This is a genomic window from Thermoleophilum album (assembly GCF_028867705.1).
Taxonomy (GTDB): Bacteria; Actinomycetota; Thermoleophilia; order Solirubrobacterales; family Thermoleophilaceae; genus Thermoleophilum.
Genome location: NZ_CP066171.1, coordinates 200109 through 216649, shown reverse-complemented (window position 1 = coordinate 216649; position 16541 = coordinate 200109). Strand labels below are relative to the sequence as shown.

Below are 16541 nucleotides of genomic sequence, written 5' to 3'. Positions count from 1 at the left end.
GCGCGTTAGATCCGCGCCCAGCGGGGCAAGAAACAAGTGTGAGGCCATGCCCGCAGCGTCTACGCGTTGTTCCCGGTGCGGTCGCGTTCGCTTCGCCGAACCGCGTGCGGCTGCACGCGACCGCGGTTGCGCTAGCGCCATCGCGCAGCGCGGCAGGGACAGCCGGTCACGGCAAAAGCGATGTGGGTGGTCGCGGAGCGGGTACTCTCGCGGGTGATGGAAGCCGGGTCGGGAACGCTCGACGAAGTCGTCGAGCAGCGCCTACAGGAACTGGTCGAAAAGGGTGAGGAAGAGGGCTGCGTGCCGCTGTCTGAAATCAACAGGCTAATCGAAGAGCTCGAGCTCGAAGAGGAACAGGCCGAGCTCATCCACGAGCGTCTCTCGGCCCTCGGCCTCGAGACCACCGACGACTGCGGGCGCAGCGAGATCGCGCCCGGCCCGGAGTTCGAGAACGGCCAGCTCGCCGACTCCACGAGCGACGCCTTGGCGCTGTTTTTGCGCGACATCCGCCGCTACCCGCTGCTGACCGCCGAGGAAGAGATCGAGCTCGCGAAGCGCATCGAGCAGGGCGACCTCGAGGCGAAAGAGCGGATGATCAACTCCAACCTGCGCCTCGTCGTCTCGATCGCCAAGAAGTACCAGGGCCAGGAGCTCTCGCTGCTCGACCTGATCCAGGAAGGCATCCTCGGTCTCATCCGAGCGGTCGAGAAGTTCGACTGGCGGCGGGGCTACAAGTTCTCTACCTACGCCACCTTCTGGATCCGCCAGGCGATCCAGCGCGGCTTGGCGAACGCCGCACGCACGATTCGCGTGCCCGTGCACATCGGGCAGCGGCAGCGCAAGATCGCCCGTGCCGAGCGTGAGCTCCAAGCCCGCCTCGGCCGCGAACCGACCGATCTCGAGCTGGCGCGCGAGACGGGGCTGACGATCGATCAGATCATCGAGACGCGCGAGGTTCACCGCTCCGTCACGAGCCTCGAGCGGCCGGTGGGCGAGGACGGAGAAACCGAGCTCGGTGACCTCCTCCCCGCCGACCAGCGCGAGCCCCACGAGGAGGTCGAACTCAGCCTCCGCGACGAGAGTGTCCGCCGCGCCATCGAACAGCTGCCCGAACGCGAGCGGCAGGTGATCAAGATGCGCTTCGGTATCGGCGGGGCCGAGCCGACGCCGCTGCGCGAGACGGGGAGGCGCCTCGGCCTGTCGCCGGAGGGCGTGCGGAGGATCGAACGCGAGGCGTTGCGCAAGCTGGCCGAGAAGCGGGAGCTCGCGGCGCTCGCCGAGGCTGCGTGACGGTGCTCCCCGCTCGCACCCCTGCGCGCGGCCGCGCGCAGCGGGCGAGCTGGTCACGGTCGTCGGTTCGCTGAGACAGTCGAGCGGCGCCTGGCGAGGGGCGCCAAGAACTCGAGCTGATCGGCGAGAAAGCGCTCGTGCCACTTGCCGTTGTAGGCGTCGAAGTGGCCGCAGTCGTACTCGCGCAGAAGAGCGTTCGGCAACCTCTGCGCCATCCGTCGTGCCGCCGACGGCGGTGTCACACGATCGTGCCGGGCTACCTGCACGAGAACCGGGGCCGCGACCCGGCGCGCTTGGCGTGTAGGCGAGTGGCGCACGACTTCCAAGAGCGAGCGCGCCGCGATCCGGTTCTCCCACGGTTCGCCGGCGAACATCGCCGCGTACCCGTGCAGAGCATCGGACGACGTCATCGCCGCCAGACGCCCCGGCGGCGCAACGATCGGGATGTAGAACGGCTCGCGACCGCGCGCAGCGCGCAAGAGATCGACGGCGACGCTGGCGAACTGCCGCAGCGCGGTCCGCGGTGGTACACGTAGCGCGGTCGCGAGCCCGCTGGCATGGGGAACCTGGCTGACTACCGCCGCTATGCGGTGATCGTCTGACGCGACAGCGATCACGTGCCCGCCGCTGAAAGATGTTCCCCAGAGAACGACGCGTTCGGGATCGACTTTCGCCAACGAACGCGCGTAGGCGACGGCTGCGTGCCAGTCCTCGAGCTGACGGCTGACGTCGACGAGCTGGCGTGGCGAACCGTCGCTGTCGCCGAAGTGGCGGTAGTCGAACATCAGCACCGCGAACCCTGCAGCAGCGAACGCACGTGCGAAGGGGACGAGCCCGCCACGGCGCGTAGCACCGAAGCCGTGCGCCATCACCACGCAAGCGACAGGCCGGGCGTCGCGCACTTCCTGAGCCCCTGCACCACCGTCGGCAGCGGGCGGCCAGACGAGCGAGGCGGCGCACTCCTCTGCCCCGGAGGGGAAGCGGGTCTCCCTCTCTTCTACTCCGCCCCCGATTGCGCCGGGATCGACCTCGCCCCTGCCGCTCTCCCGACCACCTGACATCGGAATCTGTGAGAGTCTCCCACGTGGGCCGGCAGGCTGTGGCACGTCGGCGTGGCGCAAACCCGCGACGCTCGCGGGGCGCGGAGCGCCGCTGCCGCCAGGCGATCCCCTCCGCGGTGTTGCCGCCAGCGAGCGTCGCTTGGAACGACCCGTGTAGCGACCCGCGCACGCCAACGCCGCACGGCTCGCACGCCGCCAAGCGGAGAGGGAGGGATTCGAACCCTCGAAGGAGCTTGCCGCCCCTTACTCGCTTAGCAGGCGAGTGCCTTCAGCCACTCGGCCACCTCTCCGCGAGAATCCCGATTGTATGCGCCGCTGGCAGATGATCGGAGCGATCGCCGCCCTGTTGGCGATCGTCTTCGTGGCCGCGCAGTTCGTGCTGCCGCCGCTAAGCGAACGGAAGATCGCCCAGCGCCTCGAGAAAGGAGGTGGCGAGGCGCAGGTCGACGTTTCCGCCTTCCCCGCGCTGCGCCTTTTGGCAGGGGGCGGCGACGAGCTGTCGGTGCGCGGGCGCGGACTCCGCCTGTCTTTGGAACGCGAGCAGCTTCTGCGTCGCCTCGACCGCTTCGATCGCGTGCGCATCGTCGTCCGCGACAGCACGATCGGACCGTTCACTGTCACACGCCTGGCCCTGCGCAGCGCGGCCGACAAGCCCCGCCGCTACGGGCTGACGGTCAGCGGCCGGGCGCGCGCCGATGCCGTCGGGAGGCTCGTCGGCGAGTCGCTCGCCGGGCCGCTCGGCGGCACGCTCGGCGCTTTCGCCGGCGGTCTCGCAGGCGGCGTCGAGGTGCCGTTCTCGGCTCGCGCACGGCTGGCGAGCGAGGACGGGCGCGCACGGGCGCTCGCCGCCAGCGGCAGCGTCGCCGGTCTCCGCGCTGACGGGCTCGTCGAGCTGCTGGCCGGCGCGATCGCCGCGCAGCTCTAGACGCGGCCTGCCAGGAGCTCTAGACGCGACCGACCGGGAGCTCGAGAAGCGACCCGTCCGCAGCTCTGGATGCGGCCGACGGGAGAGCGCCCTCGCGCTCTAAGAGCCAGCGCTTTATCTGCCCCGCGGCGCCGGTGAAACCGCCGAGCGTGCCGTCGGCACGCACCACACGGTGGCAAGGGACAAGCAGAGGGAAGGGGTTGGCCGCCACGGCACGACCGACAGCGCGCGCTGCCCGCGGACGCCCGACAGCGCGGGCGAGCTCGCCGTAGCTCGTGACGGCACCGCGCGGGATCGCCGCGACACGAGCGAGGACCAGGCGCTGGAACGCCGAAAGGCGCTCCCACGCCAGCGCGGGCAGGGCGGTGGGAGGCACCGTCTCGCCCTCCGCAAGCGCACGCAACACCGGAGCGACGCGCTCGCCGAGAGCGCTGTCCTCGTCGACACCGGCGAGCGCCCGCTGCACTGCCGCCGTGCGCGCCGCCGCCGGCAGCCAGACGCGCTCGACCTCGGCGCCGCGCACCACGACGACGACACACCCGATCGCTGTGTCGACGTGCGCACAGCGCCGAGCGCCCTTCGCTCGCCACCGTGCCCGCCCCGCTGCGACTCCCCGAGCCACCCCGGTCACGCGGCGATGAATACAGGCGTGCCGAGTGGCACGACGCGCAACAGCCAGCGCATCGTGCCGGTGTCGGCGCGCAAGCAGCCCAGGCTCACCGCCCGGCCGATCGACGCCGGGTTCGTCGTCGCGTGGATGGCGAGCCGGTCCCCTCCCGGCCACCCCGGCGGCAAGCGCGGTTGCCGGCCGGTCAGGGCGAGCACGCAACAGCCGTAGGGCGAGCCGGGGTCGGTGACGCGCAGCCGGTCGGTCACGGCGAAACGCCCGGTGGGCGTGGGGTTCTGCGGCCGCCCGATCGCGACTCGGACGCGGCGGATCGTGCGTCCGGAGCGGCGCACGGAGAGCAGGCGGCGCGACAGGTCGACGTGCAACGACCAGCGGACGCAGCCGATCGTTCCGGCCGAACGCGCGACCCAGCCGACCTGCCCGTTGCGAAGCTCGGGCGCCAGGACGCCGAGCCAGCCGTCGCGCTCGGCGACCACCGAGAGCACGCGTGGTGACCCCCACTCGGTGCGGGTCGCGAGGCGGGCGAGGGGCGCGCCGCCCGGGCGCGCGCGAAGCACCGTCGCGCGCCGCAGCGAGACCGTCGTGTAGCAGGCGCTGTCGGCCGGAGCCGACGGGAAAGGCAGGGCGAGGGCACCGCCGCCTTCGGGAACGAAGTGGCGCGCCTGGCCGCTGCCGGGCTCGGCGGAGCCGCCGGAGCGGACACCAGCCACCACGAGCGCGGTGATCGCTGCCGCGACGACCGCGACCGCGCCGACGATCGCGAGTGTCAAGGGTTGCGGGAGAAACCGCCACAGCCCCCCCGCCGCGACTTCTCCCGTGCCCGCCGCCGGCGCGCTTGCGCTCGAACCGGTGCTCATCGCGTTGCTTGGCGTAGGCGATGCGAGGGGTGCGCGCCCGCTGGCGCCCACACGGGCTGCGAGCCCGGGCGCAGCCCCTGGACCTGGTGCCGGTGCGGTGCCCGAGCGCTCCGCTGCTGCGGTGCCTGACCGCTCCGTGCCCGCCCCTGCTGTCGGCGCGGCTCCGGCCTCCGCTGCTCCAGCTGCGGCGCCGGTCGCGCCGCGCGGGCGCAAGGGGACCACGCGCGCTGCTTCCGCCGACTCACCGCTGGCGGCGCCTTGGCTGCCTGCAGTACCGTCACGACCGGTCGCTGCCCCGCCCGGGCGCTCCTCGCGCGCGCCAGCTCCGGCGACGAGGTCGCTCGTTCCCGACGCAGCGCCGGCGTTTTCGCCACCGCGACCAGCGCTGCTGCTTTCGCTGCTCGCGTCGCTGTCTCGCGCCCGGCGCAGGTTGTCGAGCTCGCCCCAGACGTCACGCTCGAGCAGCGATGCGAGCACCCCGCCGAGCTCCTCGCCGCGCGCCAACGCGAGCGAGTCGGCGAGAGCGTCGATCGCGAGTGCCCGCCGCCGCGCCACCTCGCTGATCGCGCAGCCAAGCACGCGCGCCAGCGCTTCGTCGGGAACGCGCCGCCGCAGCGACAGTTCGAGAACTTCTACGTGCCGCGGATCGAGACGATCGAGCGCAGCGGCGAGCTGTTCGGGACGAACCACCATCGGCGGAGGTGCGGCGCTCGCGCGACAGCGTCCGCGCTCGCCGACGCTGCGCGCCCGCGGTTAGCGTACCGGTGCGCCAGGGCGTTCCGCTGCGCCGCCCGCCCCCACGGCGTGCGCCGCAGCTTCCTCGTCGATCCCGCCGGGACGCACTTCGCGCGCGCCGGCGGCAACCCGCTCGACGAGCTCCTCGACGTCGATCGCGCGCTCGATGCGCCGCAGCTCGTCGATGCGTGCCCGCGTCTCTGCCTGCCGGTGCGAGAAGAGCTGACAGCAATCCTCGTCGGGCAGGCGCGACACGTCGAAGGTGCCGAGCTCCTGCGCCTGCGCGACTATCTCCGCCTTGTCAAACCCGAGCAGCGGTCTGAGCAGCGGGAGCGGCGCGGCATCCTCGACCGCGGCGAGGTTCGGCAGCGTTTGGCTCGCCACTTGCCCGAGCGCGTCACCGGTGACGAGCGCCTGCGCGCCTGTGCGCTCGGCGAGGCGCGCCGCGACGCGCACCATCAGCCGCCGTTGCGCCATCACCTGGAGCCTCCCCGCGCCGGCGGCGGCGATCGCGCGTTGTGCGCGGCCGAAGGGAACGATCCACAGCCGCGAACCGCCCTGAAAGCGGTCGAGGTTGCGGACGTTGGCGTACGCCTTATAGATCGACTCGGGACCAGTGAACGGTTCGCCCGAGAAGTGCACGAAGTCGCAGCGCAGGCCGCGGCGCATTGCGCGGTAGGCGGCGACGGGAGAGTCGATACCGCCCGAGATCAACACGACGGCGCGCCCGCTCGCTCCGACCGGCAGGCCTCCCCGCCCGGCAACCCGCTCGGTATAGGCGAAGATCTCGCGCTCATCGACCTCGAGGTAGACGGTGCGCCCGGGATTGTCGAGGTCGACGGGGAGCCCCAGCTCGCGTTGCACCGCCGCACCCACCGCGACCGCGAGTTCCCGCGAGGTGAGCGCAAACCGCTTGTCACGCCGGCGCGTGCGGATTGCGAAGCTGCCGCGATGGTCGCGCAGCAACGCCACCGCTACGGCGCACGCAGCGTCGGGATCCTTGGCGACCGCTACCGCCGGATGCAGAACGGCGATGCCGAGAACGTCGCGGGCGCGATCGAGCAGCGCGCCGGTATCGCCGTCGTCTGGCACCAGCGCCAGCGCACCGGCGCGCTGCTCGATCGCCACTCCGCTGCCGACCCGCCGCCGCAGGTTGCGACGAAGCTGGGCAACGAAGCGCGAGCGGTTTCGCCCTTTCAGTGCCAGTTCTCCGTACTTGACAAGGACGCAGCGCGTCATTCGTCTCCCCTCGTTGGCTGTCGCTATCGCAGCGAGCAGAGACACGGCGACTCGCCCGCGTGCGGCGAACGAGTAGCGGCGAACTGTCCTCGCCCCAATCTACCCGCCACAGCTCCGAGTCACTGTCGAGGGTAGTACCGACAGCGTCAACGCTTCGCCGGTCCTTCTCTCCGACATCTAGCCCCGTCGCTGTCAGAGCGAAGGCCGCAACAGCGACTAGCTAGAGGCACAAAGCCCCACCGAGGATCGGTGCGCCTCGCCCCTAGCTGCTTCTTGAGGAGGAAAGCAATGCAGGCAACCGCGCTCCTACGCACACCGCGAGGTCCTGGCGCTGTTCGCAGAGCACAGCATCGAAGTCATCGCACGCCCCGTACTCGTGGAGCGATCGCCTTCTCGCTGGTGGTGATCGCCCTCACACTAGCGCTCACTGCCACACCAGCCACCGCTGCCACTTGCGGTCGCGCAGTTCCAGGGTCGTGGAGCTGGAGCGATGACCCGGCCGACGGCGCGTCGGGACTGGCTCCCGAAATCGTTGGTGTAACCGCCCGGGTCTGGGACGACTGCGACGTAGGGATCGCGGTGGTCCTGGCAAACCGCACAAATCCCGGCGATCTCTTGGCCGACGAAAGCGTCGGCATCTACCTCGACACCGACGGCAACTCCGCGACTGGTTCGTCCACATGGAACGGTGCGGACGCTCTGGTCCTCTTCATGGGCGCGATCGGGGAGGACTACCCCCCATACCTGATCCCATATCGCAACGGCGACTTCGACACCTCGGCCGCGAGCGAGCTCACCCCAGCAACGGCTGTTGGCTTCATCGCTCGTGCTGACGTTCTGGGCATTACTCCAGGCGCTGTGGTCGGGGTACGGACAATCGCCATGTGGAGCGGTGTGTACGACGCATACTCGGACTTCGCGCCCGAGCCATGGGCGGCGTCGTTCGCGATGCCGGTTAGCTACGCCGAGCCCAGCCCGCCCCCGCCGCCTGCACCGGCCCCTCCACCGCCCTCCACACCGGCGCCTGCCCCTGCTCCTCCATCAGCGTCCAGGCCTTCCGCTCCTGCGCCACCAAGCACCAGCACACCCACGGGATCCCGCGGCAAGCGGCCGTGCGTAGTTCCACGCTTACGGGGCCTCACGAGGTCACGGGCCGCTCGCAAGCTCAAGCGTGCGAGGTGTCGCTATCGCTTCGTGTGGGTCCGCTCGTCACGGCGACGGGGAAGCGTGGTTTCGACCTCGCCGCGAGCGGGCACGCGTACGGCCCGAGTCGTGACCGTTAGGCTGTCGCGCGGGCGACGCCGCGCTCGAGCGGCAAGCGCCATGCTCGCAGGGCAGATCGAGCGCGTCATCAAGCTGCAAGCACGGCTTGCAGCAGCGCGCAGGTAGGGCAACCTCGACCGGGGGCCCCGCTGACGCGGCGCCCCGCACGATTGCCAAGGGAGCCGGGTCGCTCGGCGGGGCCCGCTGCCTGTTGCGCGACCGCGCACCGACGTCGCGTCTTCCATCCCCTGACTTGTTCTCGGAGCGGAGGGGGAGGGATTCGAACCCTCGGACCGGTTGCCCGGTCAGCGGTTTTCAAGACCGCCGCATTCGACCACTCTGCCACCCCTCCGGGCCGCGTCGACACCGAATGGGGCCGACAACGAGATGGTGACGGCGCTTAACTTGGTCGCGCGCTACGGTATCGCGCGTGGAGCTCTGGTACGCGATCCGCTTCCTGCACGTTCTTGCAATGGCGTTTTTTATCGGCGGCCAGCTGTTGCTGGCAGCCGCGGTGGTGCCGGTGATGCGCGGAAACGACCCTGGAGCACGCATGCGCCAGATCGCCCGGCGCTTCGGGTGGGGCACACTCGTCGCGATCGCCGTCCTCTTTGTGACCGGTGCAGCGATGGCGGGCGAATACCACCGCTGGTCCGATCCGGCTCTGCACGTGAAGCTCACGCTCGTGGCTGTCGTTGCCGGGTTGGTGTTCTGGCATATGCGCCGGCCCGATCTGCGTGCGATCGACGGCGCCATCTTCCTGCTTTCGCTGGCGATCGTCTGGCTCGGGATCACGATCGCCCACTAGGCGGGCTCGCGCCGCGCCCGGTCGCGGCGGCTCACCGCAACCGCCCGGGAACGGCGCGTCAGTCGGCGGGGATCTCGGTCGGCGCGCCGTACTCGACGAGCACCTCGGGCACGCGCACGCTGCCGTCCTCGCGCTGGTGGTTTTCGAGCAGCGCGATCAGCGTTCTCCCAACCGCTACCGCTGTGCCGTTCAGAGTGTGCAGGTGGACCGGCGGGGCGTCGGGCGCCGGTCGGTAGCGAACGTTCAGCCGCCGCGCCTGGAAGTCGGTGGTGTTCGAGCACGAAGTCAGCTCGCGGTAGCGCCCCTCGCCCGGAAGCCACGCCTCGATATCGATCTTTTTCGCCGCCGACGCCCCCAGGTCGTCGACCGGGATGTTCACGACGCGGTAAGGGATCTCGAGCGCCTGAAAAATCCGCTCCTGTAGAGCGACCAAGCGCTCGTGCTCGGCCGGCGAGTCCTCCGGGCGCACGAAACAGAACATCTCGACCTTGTCGAACTGGTGCACGCGGAAGATCCCCCGCGTGTCGCGACCGGCCGCCCCAGCTTCACGCCGAAAGCACGGCGAGAAGCCGACGTAGCGGCGCGGAACGGCGTCGGCGTCGAGGATCTCGTCGGCGTGCAGCGACGCGAGCGGCACCTCGGCGGTGCCGACGAGAAACAGCTCGTCGTCCGCCAGGCGGTAGATCTGCTGCTCGGTATCGGGCCAAAAACCCGTGCCGAACAGCGCCCGCTCGCGAACCAGGACCGGCGGGATCACCGGCTCGTGCCCCTCGGCGGCGAGCAGCTCGATCGCCCAGCGCACGAGCGCCAGCTCGACGAGCACGAGCGGCCCCTTGAGATAGGCGAAGCGCGACCCCGACGTGCGCGCCGCCGCCGCCAGGTCGAGCCAGCGACCGGCGAGCTCGACGTGGTCGCGGCCGCGTTTCGCCGCCTCGCCCCAGCTGCGCAGGACTTCGAGCTCGTCGGGCGCGTCGGGCGCCGGCAGGTTGGGCATCGCCACGAGCACGCGCTCGCGTTCGCTTTCGACCGTGCGCAGCTCCGCCTCGAGCGTGCGCTCGCGCTCGGCCAGCTCGCGCATCGCCGCGATCGCCTGAGCGGCATCCTCGCCGCGGCGCTGGCGTTCCCCGATCTCGCGACTTGCCTCCTTCTTCGTCGCCCGTAACCCCTCGAGCTCGGGAAGCAGCTCGCGGCGCCGGCGGTCGAGCTCGAGGAAGCGATCGATAAGGTCCGCCGCTCCCCGTCGCGCCAGCGCTGCGCGGACCCGGTCTGGATCCTCGCGCAGGAGCTTGGGGTCGAGCAAGGCTCTACTTCTCGGCTTCGCAGATCGACCGGTTGCGCCGGCCGGAGCAGGTCGCGAGGAAGTCGGCGACGAGCTCGGCGTCGCGGCCGACGACGATGTTGGCGGGCATGATCTGCCCCGAGAAACCGCCGTTGCGGATGGCGAAAAGAACGTCGTCGCGGCGCACGCGACGCACGTTGAAATCGGGCCCGTTGGTGCGCTCCCCCGGTTCGAGCTGACCGGCCGGCTTGGAGCCGTAAGCGTTGGCCGCCGAGATCGAGTGGCAACCGCTGCAGCGCTCGTAGAAGATCTCGGCCCCCCGGCGGACGCTGGTGTCGGTCTTGGTGACGGTGATCTTGCCGCCGCAGCCGGAGGCGACGACCGCCGCACCGATCGCAACCAGCGCAGCGACCTTGCAGCGGCTAGCTGGGAAACGCCGTCTGGAAGAGAGGCTGATCACGCGGCGGCATATTATCCCGGCCGCCGCCACAGCACCGTCGTCCCTTCACCCGCCCGTATTTTCGTCGTGGCCTTCGATCCGACAAGCGCCCTTCCGTTCCGCCGCTCGGGCGAGCGCGGGCGCGCCCAGCGGCGGGCCCTGCAGGTGGCGTCGCGAGCCGCAGCCATAGCGCTACTCGCAACTGCTGCCGGTTGCGGCAACGTCGAACGCGGCGGCAAGGGCGAGGCGCGGATCGCCCCCGGCGGCTCGGTGCGCGTCACCGCGCGCGAGTACGGCTTTTCGCCGGCGCGGATCACGGTCACGGGACCGGGGCGCGTACGTTTCGTGGTGCGCGATGCCGGGTCGTTGCCGCACGACCTGCGGCTGCGCGACGGCAGGGGGCGCGACCTAGGCGGCACCCCCGCGTTCACCAGCGGTACGCGCAGCGCGACCTTCACGCTGTCGCCGGGGCGCTACGTCTACTACTGCAGCATCGGCGACCACGAAAAGTTGGGGATGCGCGGCACCCTCGTCGTCGCCCGGCGCTAGCGGCTTCGCGGACGCGGCGCGCAGCACCGAGCACCTCCTCCCGCGCTCGCGCAGCGGCGGTTCACGCCGCCGCGCGGCCGGCGGCCCTCAACCGCCGGTCTGCCAGGCGCGCAGCACAAGCGTCAAAACAAGCAGCGTCGCGATCGTCATCACCCCCAGCTCGCCGCGAGCGATGCGGCGGGCGAGCGCCAGCTGCTCGTCTTCGGGGAGATCGTCGAGCACGAACTCGTCACCGAGCTCGGCCAGCTCGCGCTGCGCGACGCCGGCGCGCATCCCCTCGGCGACCAGGTTCACCACCAGCGCCGCGATGCCGTAGAGGACGTGGAGATCGTCGGCGGGACGGTGGCCTTGGGCAAGCAGCACCATGCCCAGCAGTGCCTGTAGCGCCACGGCCGCTTGGGCGACGCGCAAAAGCGGCCAGAACACCACGCCCGGCCGGCGCGCGAACCAGGTGAGCGCCCCCGTCGCTGCGGCGACGGCGTTGGCGACCAGAACGGCGATACCGAGATAGGCGTGGACCTCGTTCAGAATGCGCCCTTTCGCACTATGTAGCAGGTACGCACAAGCGGCGATATACCTGCAGTCCGGAGGATGCTGAGAAGCTATCTACCGGGTCTCGTCTTCATTCTGCTGGGGGCAGGGGTAGGCACCCTGTTCACGCTCCTCAACGGCTTGCTCGGCCCGCGCCGCCCCAACCCCCGCAAGCGCGACCCCTACGAGTGCGGCCTGCCGTCCGACGTGCGCCGCAGCTTCCGCTTCGGGATCAGCTTCTACCTCGTTGCGATGCTGTTCATCCTCTTCGACGTCGAGGTGATCTTCCTCTACCCGATCGCCGTCAAGCTCGACGCTTTCGGCACCTTCGCGCTCGTCGAGACCCTCATCTTCGTGGCGCTGCTGCTCGTGGCGTTGGTGCACGTGTGGCGGCGGGGGGCGCTGGAATGGAAGTGAGGCGCGAGTTCCTCGGCGCGGGCGACGTGCGCGAGCGCCAGCTCCGCGCCAAGCAGTTGCTGCGCGGCCAGCTGGAGGGCCGCGATCTCGAACAGTTCGTCGAAGAGCGGGTGCTCACTACGCGCTTCGATGAGGCGCTGCGCTGGGCGCGTCGCAACGCCATCTGGCCGCTCGGTTTCGGCCTCGCCTGCTGCGCGATGGAGATGATCTCGATCATCGGCTCGCCGCGCAACGACCTCGCCCGCTTCGGCGCCGAGGTGATCCGTTTCTCGCCGCGGCAAGCCGACCTGCTGATCCTCTCGGGCCGCGTGTCGATCAAGATGGCGCCGATCGTTCGGCGCATCTACGACCAGATGCTCGAGCCAAAGTGGGTGATCTCGATGGGCGCGTGCGCCTCGAGCGCCGGGATGTTCAACAACTACGCGCTCGTCGCTGGCGCCGACCGCTTCCTGCCGATCGACGTCTACGTCCCCGGCTGCCCGCCGCGTCCCGAGGCGCTCAACTACGCGATCTTGAAGCTGCAAGAGAAGATCGCTGGCGACCCGTCGCTTGGGTGGCGCGAGCGCTACCGCGCCCGCGGGAGTGAGGAGCCGCGCGACCTGTTCGACGTCGAGCGTGCGGCGCGCGGCGACGGCGAGCGTGCGGTGAGCAGCGAGCCGCGGGGAGGTGCGCAAGGTGCCTGACGCCACCGGCCTCGAGCTGCTCGCCCAGCGCGTGCGCGAAAACGTGAGTGACGACGCGGTGCGCGCGACGCTTCACGCCCACGGCCAAGCGACACTCGAGATCGCACCGGCCAGCGTGCGCGACGTGCTCGCCTACCTACGCGACGCCGACCCGGAGCCGTGGCCGCTGCTCACGAGCCTCCACGGCTGTGACTACTACCCGCACGAGCCGCGGCTCGGCGTGCACTACATGTTGCTGTCGTTCGAGCGCTGCGACCGGCTGTGCGTGAAAACGCGCGTGTCGACCGACGATCCGCACCTGCCGTCGGTCGTCGACCTCTTCCCAGGCGCGAACTTCCAGGAGCGCGAGGTCTACGACATGTTCGGCGTGGTCTTCGACGGCCACCCGGACCTGCGGCGCATCCTCATGCCCGAGGACTACGAGGGGCACCCCCAGCGCCGCGACTTCCCGGTCGGCGGCGAACCCGTTCTGTTCACCTTCAACGAGCGCGAGGTGGCGCGCTGGTATGAGTGACGGCGCCCGCAACGGCAGTCCCACGGCGATCCCCTACCGCGAGCGCGAACGCTCGGTCACGCTCGAGCGGATCGAGCCGCAAGGGGACCTGCACTCGGAACTTTTGACGATCAACATCGGGCCCCACCACCCGGCCACGCACGGTGTTCTGCGCCTGCTCTGCACGCTCGAAGGCGAGGTCGTGCGCGACGTGGTGCCGATCGTCGGCTACGTCCACACCGGCATCGAGAAGAGCTGTGAGCAGCAGCAGTACTGGAAGGTGATCCCGTTCGTGGAACGGATGGATTACCTCTCCTACTACTTCAACGCGATGGCCTACTGCACGGCCGTCGAGCGGCTGCTCGAGATTGAGGTACCGCCGCGCGCCCAGTACTTGCGCGTCATCCACCTCGAGCTCAACCGCATCGCCAGCCACCTCTTCTGGCTCGCCACGGCAGCGCTCGACATCGGCGCGATCACGATGCTGTGGTGGGGATTGCGCGACCGCGAGCACGTGATGGATCTCTTCGAGATGTCCTCGGGGCAGCGCATGCACACCCGTTACTTCCAGATCGGCGGTGTCGTCGAAGACATCCCGCCAGGTTTCGAACGCAAGTGCCGCGACTTCTGCGCGCTGCTCCCCGCCCGTCTCGACCAGTACGAGGCGCTGCTCGACCGCAACGAGATCTGGCTGCAGCGGCTCAAACACACGGGCGAGGTACCGGCCGAGCGGCTGCTTGCACTGGGGGTAACCGGTCCGCTGTTGCGCGCCGCCGGGGTTCCCTGGGATCTGCGCAAGGCGATGCCGTACTCGTCGTACGACCACTTCGACTTCAAGATCCCGGTTGGCACTGTCGGCGACAACTACGACCGCTACCGCGTGCGCGTCGCCGAGATGCGCGAGTCGCTGAAGATCATCGAGCAGGCGCTCGACGGCCTGCCCGAGGGTCCGCACATCACCGAGAACCGCAAGGTCGCGCTCCCGCCCCGCCACGAGCTGGCGACCTCGATGGAGGCGCTGATCCACCACTTCAAGCTCGTGACCGAGGGGTTCCGGGTGCCGCCCGGCGAGGTTTACGCGGCGATCGAGTCGCCGCGCGGCGAGCTCGGTTGCTTCGTCGTCGCCGACGGGTCGGCGAAACCTGCTCGCGTGCACATGCGCGACCCGAGCTTCGTCAACCTCCAGGCGCTGCCCGACATGGCGCGCGGCGGGCTGATCGCCGACCTGATCGCGTGCGTGGCGATGCTCGACCCGATCCTCGGAGGTATCGACCGGTGACCTTCCTCGCCGGACCGGAGCGCGAACCGCGTATCGGGAGCGCCGCGCTGCCTCCCGGCTGGGCTGCAGCGACCGCTGACCGCGACCCCTACGTCGTTCCCGATCCCGCCGAGGTGGCGGTGCCCGACGATCTGCGCGCCGAGATCGAGGAGATCATCAGCCGCTACCCCGACCGTCACTCGGCGGCGCTACCAGCGCTCGGGGCCGCGCAAAGGCGCTACGGCTGGTGCTCGCCGCAGGCGCTCGTCGAGGTCGCGTGCGTGATGCAGGTGACGCCTGCCTACCTGGCGGCCGTGGCCACCTTCTACGACATGCTGCGAACGCAGCCAAGCGGGCGCCGCTACGTCTACGTCTGCACGAGCGTCTCCTGCCACCTGCGCAACGCCCGGGCGGTCTACGAGGCGCTAGTTCGGGCGGCTCGCGAGCAAGGGCTCGAGGACTGCGAGATCCGCGAGTTCGAGTGCCTCGGCGCTTGCGACATGGCACCGATGGCCTCGATCGACGGCCGCTATGTCGGGCCGCTGTCGACGAGCGACGCCGAGGCGATCGTCACCGCGCTACGCAACGGCGATACACCGCTCCCCGGCCGTGCGCTCGGCGACCCCGACTACCAGCTGCCGTGGCAGCGGGGCGAAGAGCACCCGCTGCCGGCGGAGCGCGTGCGTCCCCACGTGCACCCCGCCGGCGGAGTCGCAGGGGAGGTGCCGGAATGAGTCTCGTCGAGGCTTTGACGACCCACCTCGACTTTCCCGACGTCCACGAGATCGACGTCTACGAGCGCCTGGGCGGCTACCGCGCCGCACGCAAGGCGCTGCTCGAGATGACACCCGAACAGGTCCTGGGCGAGCTCGAGGCGTCGGGACTGCGGGGCCGGGGCGGCGCCGGCTTCTCGATGGGGAAGAAGGCGTCGTTCATCCCCAAGGGCACGATGGACAAGTACCTCTGCTGCAACGCCGACGAGTCCGAGCCCGGCACCTTCAAGGACCGTTTGATCTTGCAGCGCAAGCCGCACCTCTTGATCGAGGGTTGCATCATCGCCTCGGTCGCCGCCGGCGCCAACAAAGGCTTCATCTACATGCGCGGCGAGTACGAGCTGCAGGCACGGATCGTCGAGCGAGCGATCGCGCAGGCGTACGAGCGCGGCTACCTCGGGCGCAACATCCTCGGCTCCGGCCACGACTTCGATCTCGTGCTGCACCGCGGGCAAGGCGCCTACATCTGCGGCGAAGAGACGGCGCTCCTTGACTCGCTCGAAGGCAAGCGCGGCAACCCGCGCCTGAAGCCGCCGTTCCCAGCTAACCAGGGGCTCTACCGCGGGCCGACGCTGATCAACAACGTCGAAACCCTGTCGTGCACGCCGCTCATCATCGACCGCGGCGCCGATTGGTTCCGCTCGCTCGGTTCCGAGCAGTCGACCGGTCCGAAGCTGGTGTCGGTGTCGGGCAACGTGCGGCGGCCGGGCAACTACGAGATCGAGCTCGGCACGCCAGTCCGCGAGATCATCTACGACATCGCCGGCGGTCCGTGGCCGGGGTCGGAAGTGAAGTGTTTCTTCCCCGGCGGCTCATCGGCGGCGGTGCTCGGGCCCGAGCACCTCGACCTGCCGTACACGTTCGAGGCGATGCAGCAGGCCGGGTCGATGCTCGGTTCGGGGGCGATCATCGTCGTCGACGACACCCAGCCGATTGTTCCCCTGGCTCTGCGGCTGGCCGAGTTCTACCGCCACGAGTCGTGCGGAAAGTGTGTGCCGTGCCGCGAGGGCACGAGCTGGACGGTCAAGCTGTTGGCACGGATCGAGCGCGGCGAGGCGACGCCGATGGATCTCGATCTGTTGGCGTCGATCCAAGAGAACATCATCGGCAACTGTCTGTGCGTGCTCGGCGACTCGATGGCGGTGCCGGTGAGCTCGCTGTTGCGCCGTTTCCGCGCCGAGTTCGAGGAGCACATCGAGCGCGCCCGCGCCGAGCGCGAGCGCGAGCTTGCCGCCGCCGCCGAGCGCGAGACGGGGCTGGCGGTGCTCGCCGCCGGCAGCGCGAGCGTGGCAGAAGCGGGAGGCGACTAGCGC

General features: G+C 70.1%; 18 protein-coding genes, 2 tRNA genes and 1 pseudogene. 11 read left to right on the top strand and 10 right to left on the bottom strand.

Annotated elements, in window-relative coordinates; translation table 11 throughout:
- Positions 1-180: 180 nt before the first annotated feature.
- Positions 181-1290, top strand: coding sequence for a sigma-70 family RNA polymerase sigma factor (locus tag JDY09_RS01025; protein WP_274716994.1), 1110 nt, complete (start codon positions 181-183; stop codon positions 1288-1290).
- A gap of 53 nt (positions 1291-1343) precedes the next feature.
- On the opposite strand, the gene JDY09_RS01020 is transcribed toward JDY09_RS01025, so the two are convergent.
- Positions 1344-2351, bottom strand: a complete 1008-nt coding sequence (locus tag JDY09_RS01020) for an alpha/beta hydrolase (protein ID WP_274716993.1) — start codon at positions 2349-2351, stop codon at positions 1344-1346.
- A 200-nt stretch (positions 2352-2551) separates the two neighbouring features.
- Positions 2552-2641: transfer RNA gene (locus JDY09_RS01015), tRNA-Ser, on the bottom strand.
- Between the two features lie 17 nt (positions 2642-2658).
- Here JDY09_RS01015 and JDY09_RS01010 point away from each other — a divergent pair.
- Positions 2659-3276 (top strand): hypothetical protein, encoded by a 618-nt coding sequence (locus JDY09_RS01010; RefSeq protein WP_274716992.1) that lies wholly within the window; start codon positions 2659-2661, stop codon positions 3274-3276.
- A 19-nt stretch (positions 3277-3295) separates the two neighbouring features.
- Here JDY09_RS01010 and JDY09_RS01005 read toward each other — a convergent pair whose 3' ends face one another.
- From JDY09_RS01005 to JDY09_RS00990, 4 genes are all read right to left on the bottom strand, one after another.
- A complete protein-coding gene (locus tag JDY09_RS01005) occupies positions 3296-3907 on the bottom strand; it encodes a methylated-DNA--[protein]-cysteine S-methyltransferase (RefSeq protein WP_274716990.1) in 612 nt (203 codons plus the stop codon).
- Positions 3904-5454: a L,D-transpeptidase gene (locus JDY09_RS01000; RefSeq protein ID WP_274716988.1), complete on the bottom strand. Its 1551-nt coding sequence runs from the start codon at positions 5452-5454 to the stop codon at positions 3904-3906. Before JDY09_RS01000 ends, JDY09_RS01005 begins: the two co-directional genes overlap by 4 nt.
- 60 nt (positions 5455-5514) lie before the next feature.
- Positions 5515-6735 (bottom strand): tRNA uracil 4-sulfurtransferase ThiI, encoded by a 1221-nt coding sequence (gene thiI / locus JDY09_RS00995; RefSeq protein WP_274716986.1) that lies wholly within the window; start codon positions 6733-6735, stop codon positions 5515-5517.
- A 955-nt stretch (positions 6736-7690) separates the two neighbouring features.
- Positions 7691-7861, bottom strand: coding sequence for a hypothetical protein (locus tag JDY09_RS00990; RefSeq protein WP_274716984.1), 171 nt, complete (start codon positions 7859-7861; stop codon positions 7691-7693).
- Between the two features lie 53 nt (positions 7862-7914).
- Here JDY09_RS00990 and JDY09_RS09955 point away from each other — a divergent pair.
- Positions 7915-8124: pseudogene (locus JDY09_RS09955) on the top strand (hypothetical protein); the annotation flags it as partial.
- A 139-nt stretch (positions 8125-8263) separates the two neighbouring features.
- On the opposite strand, the gene JDY09_RS00985 reads toward JDY09_RS09955, so the two are convergent.
- Positions 8264-8350 (bottom strand) — tRNA-Ser (locus JDY09_RS00985).
- A 78-nt stretch (positions 8351-8428) separates the two neighbouring features.
- Here JDY09_RS00985 and JDY09_RS00980 point away from each other — a divergent pair.
- Positions 8429-8806 (top strand): hypothetical protein, encoded by a 378-nt coding sequence (locus JDY09_RS00980; RefSeq protein ID WP_274716982.1) that lies wholly within the window; start codon positions 8429-8431, stop codon positions 8804-8806.
- 58 nt (positions 8807-8864) lie between these two features.
- On the opposite strand, the gene serS is transcribed toward JDY09_RS00980, so the two are convergent.
- Both serS and JDY09_RS00970 read right to left on the bottom strand, forming a co-directional pair.
- Entirely contained in the window at positions 8865-10106 is a 1242-nt protein-coding gene (gene serS, locus JDY09_RS00975; protein ID WP_274716980.1) for a serine--tRNA ligase, read from the bottom strand.
- Between the two features lie 4 nt (positions 10107-10110).
- Positions 10111-10545 carry a c-type cytochrome gene (locus JDY09_RS00970; RefSeq protein WP_274716978.1) on the bottom strand — a complete coding sequence of 145 codons (435 nt, stop codon included), beginning with the start codon at positions 10543-10545 and terminating at the stop codon, positions 10111-10113.
- Positions 10546-10611: 66 nt separating this feature from the next.
- On the opposite strand from JDY09_RS00970, the gene JDY09_RS00965 reads away from it, so the two are divergent.
- On the top strand, positions 10612-11073 hold the full coding sequence (locus JDY09_RS00965; RefSeq protein ID WP_274716976.1) for a cupredoxin domain-containing protein: 462 nt from the start codon (positions 10612-10614) through the stop codon (positions 11071-11073).
- Between the two features lie 87 nt (positions 11074-11160).
- Here the strand turns inward: JDY09_RS00965 and JDY09_RS00960 are convergent, their stop codons facing one another.
- A complete protein-coding gene (locus JDY09_RS00960) occupies positions 11161-11502 on the bottom strand; it encodes a hypothetical protein (protein WP_274716975.1) in 342 nt (113 codons plus the stop codon).
- A gap of 162 nt (positions 11503-11664) precedes the next feature.
- On the opposite strand from JDY09_RS00960, the gene JDY09_RS00955 reads away from it, so the two are divergent.
- From JDY09_RS00955 to nuoF, 6 genes are read left to right on the top strand one after another with little or no spacing between them, the layout of a single operon-like run.
- Positions 11665-12021: an NADH-quinone oxidoreductase subunit A gene (locus JDY09_RS00955; protein ID WP_274716973.1), complete on the top strand. Its 357-nt coding sequence runs from the start codon at positions 11665-11667 to the stop codon at positions 12019-12021.
- Positions 12012-12704 carry an NADH-quinone oxidoreductase subunit B gene (locus tag JDY09_RS00950; RefSeq protein ID WP_274716971.1) on the top strand — a complete coding sequence of 231 codons (693 nt, stop codon included), beginning with the start codon at positions 12012-12014 and terminating at the stop codon, positions 12702-12704. Before JDY09_RS00955 ends, JDY09_RS00950 begins: the two co-directional genes overlap by 10 nt.
- Complete coding sequence (locus tag JDY09_RS00945) at positions 12697-13218, top strand: NADH-quinone oxidoreductase subunit C (protein ID WP_274716969.1); 522 nt, start codon at positions 12697-12699, stop codon at positions 13216-13218. Before JDY09_RS00950 ends, JDY09_RS00945 begins: the two co-directional genes overlap by 8 nt.
- Positions 13211-14476: an NADH-quinone oxidoreductase subunit D gene (locus JDY09_RS00940; protein WP_274716967.1), complete on the top strand. Its 1266-nt coding sequence runs from the start codon at positions 13211-13213 to the stop codon at positions 14474-14476. Before JDY09_RS00945 ends, JDY09_RS00940 begins: the two co-directional genes overlap by 8 nt.
- The gene (locus tag JDY09_RS00935) at positions 14473-15189 is read left to right on the top strand and encodes an NAD(P)H-dependent oxidoreductase subunit E (protein ID WP_274716965.1); all 717 of its coding nucleotides are present in this window, start codon (positions 14473-14475) and stop codon (positions 15187-15189) included. The genes JDY09_RS00940 and JDY09_RS00935 overlap by 4 nt, the downstream gene beginning before the upstream one ends.
- Positions 15186-16538 (top strand): NADH-quinone oxidoreductase subunit NuoF, encoded by a 1353-nt coding sequence (nuoF, locus tag JDY09_RS00930; RefSeq protein ID WP_274716963.1) that lies wholly within the window; start codon positions 15186-15188, stop codon positions 16536-16538. The genes JDY09_RS00935 and nuoF overlap by 4 nt, the downstream gene beginning before the upstream one ends.
- Positions 16539-16541 lie beyond the last annotated feature (3 nt).

Excerpts from the sequence above, each read along its gene's own strand:
- nuoF (WP_274716963.1), top strand. The coding sequence starts at position 15,186 with ATGAGTCTCGTCGAGGCTTTGACGACCCACCTCGACTTTCCCGACGTC.
- JDY09_RS00940 (WP_274716967.1), top strand. The coding sequence starts at position 13,211 with ATGAGTGACGGCGCCCGCAACGGCAGTCCCACGGCGATCCCCTACCGC.
- JDY09_RS01010 (WP_274716992.1), top strand. The coding sequence starts at position 2,659 with ATGCGCCGCTGGCAGATGATCGGAGCGATCGCCGCCCTGTTGGCGATC.
- JDY09_RS01000 (WP_274716988.1), bottom strand. The coding sequence starts at position 5,454 with ATGGTGGTTCGTCCCGAACAGCTCGCCGCTGCGCTCGATCGTCTCGAT.
- JDY09_RS00950 (WP_274716971.1), top strand. The coding sequence starts at position 12,012 with ATGGAAGTGAGGCGCGAGTTCCTCGGCGCGGGCGACGTGCGCGAGCGC.
- thiI (WP_274716986.1), bottom strand. The coding sequence starts at position 6,735 with ATGACGCGCTGCGTCCTTGTCAAGTACGGAGAACTGGCACTGAAAGGG.
- JDY09_RS01020 (WP_274716993.1), bottom strand. The coding sequence starts at position 2,351 with ATGTCAGGTGGTCGGGAGAGCGGCAGGGGCGAGGTCGATCCCGGCGCA.
- JDY09_RS00955 (WP_274716973.1), top strand. The coding sequence starts at position 11,665 with ATGCTGAGAAGCTATCTACCGGGTCTCGTCTTCATTCTGCTGGGGGCA.
- JDY09_RS01025 (WP_274716994.1), top strand. The coding sequence starts at position 181 with ATGTGGGTGGTCGCGGAGCGGGTACTCTCGCGGGTGATGGAAGCCGGG.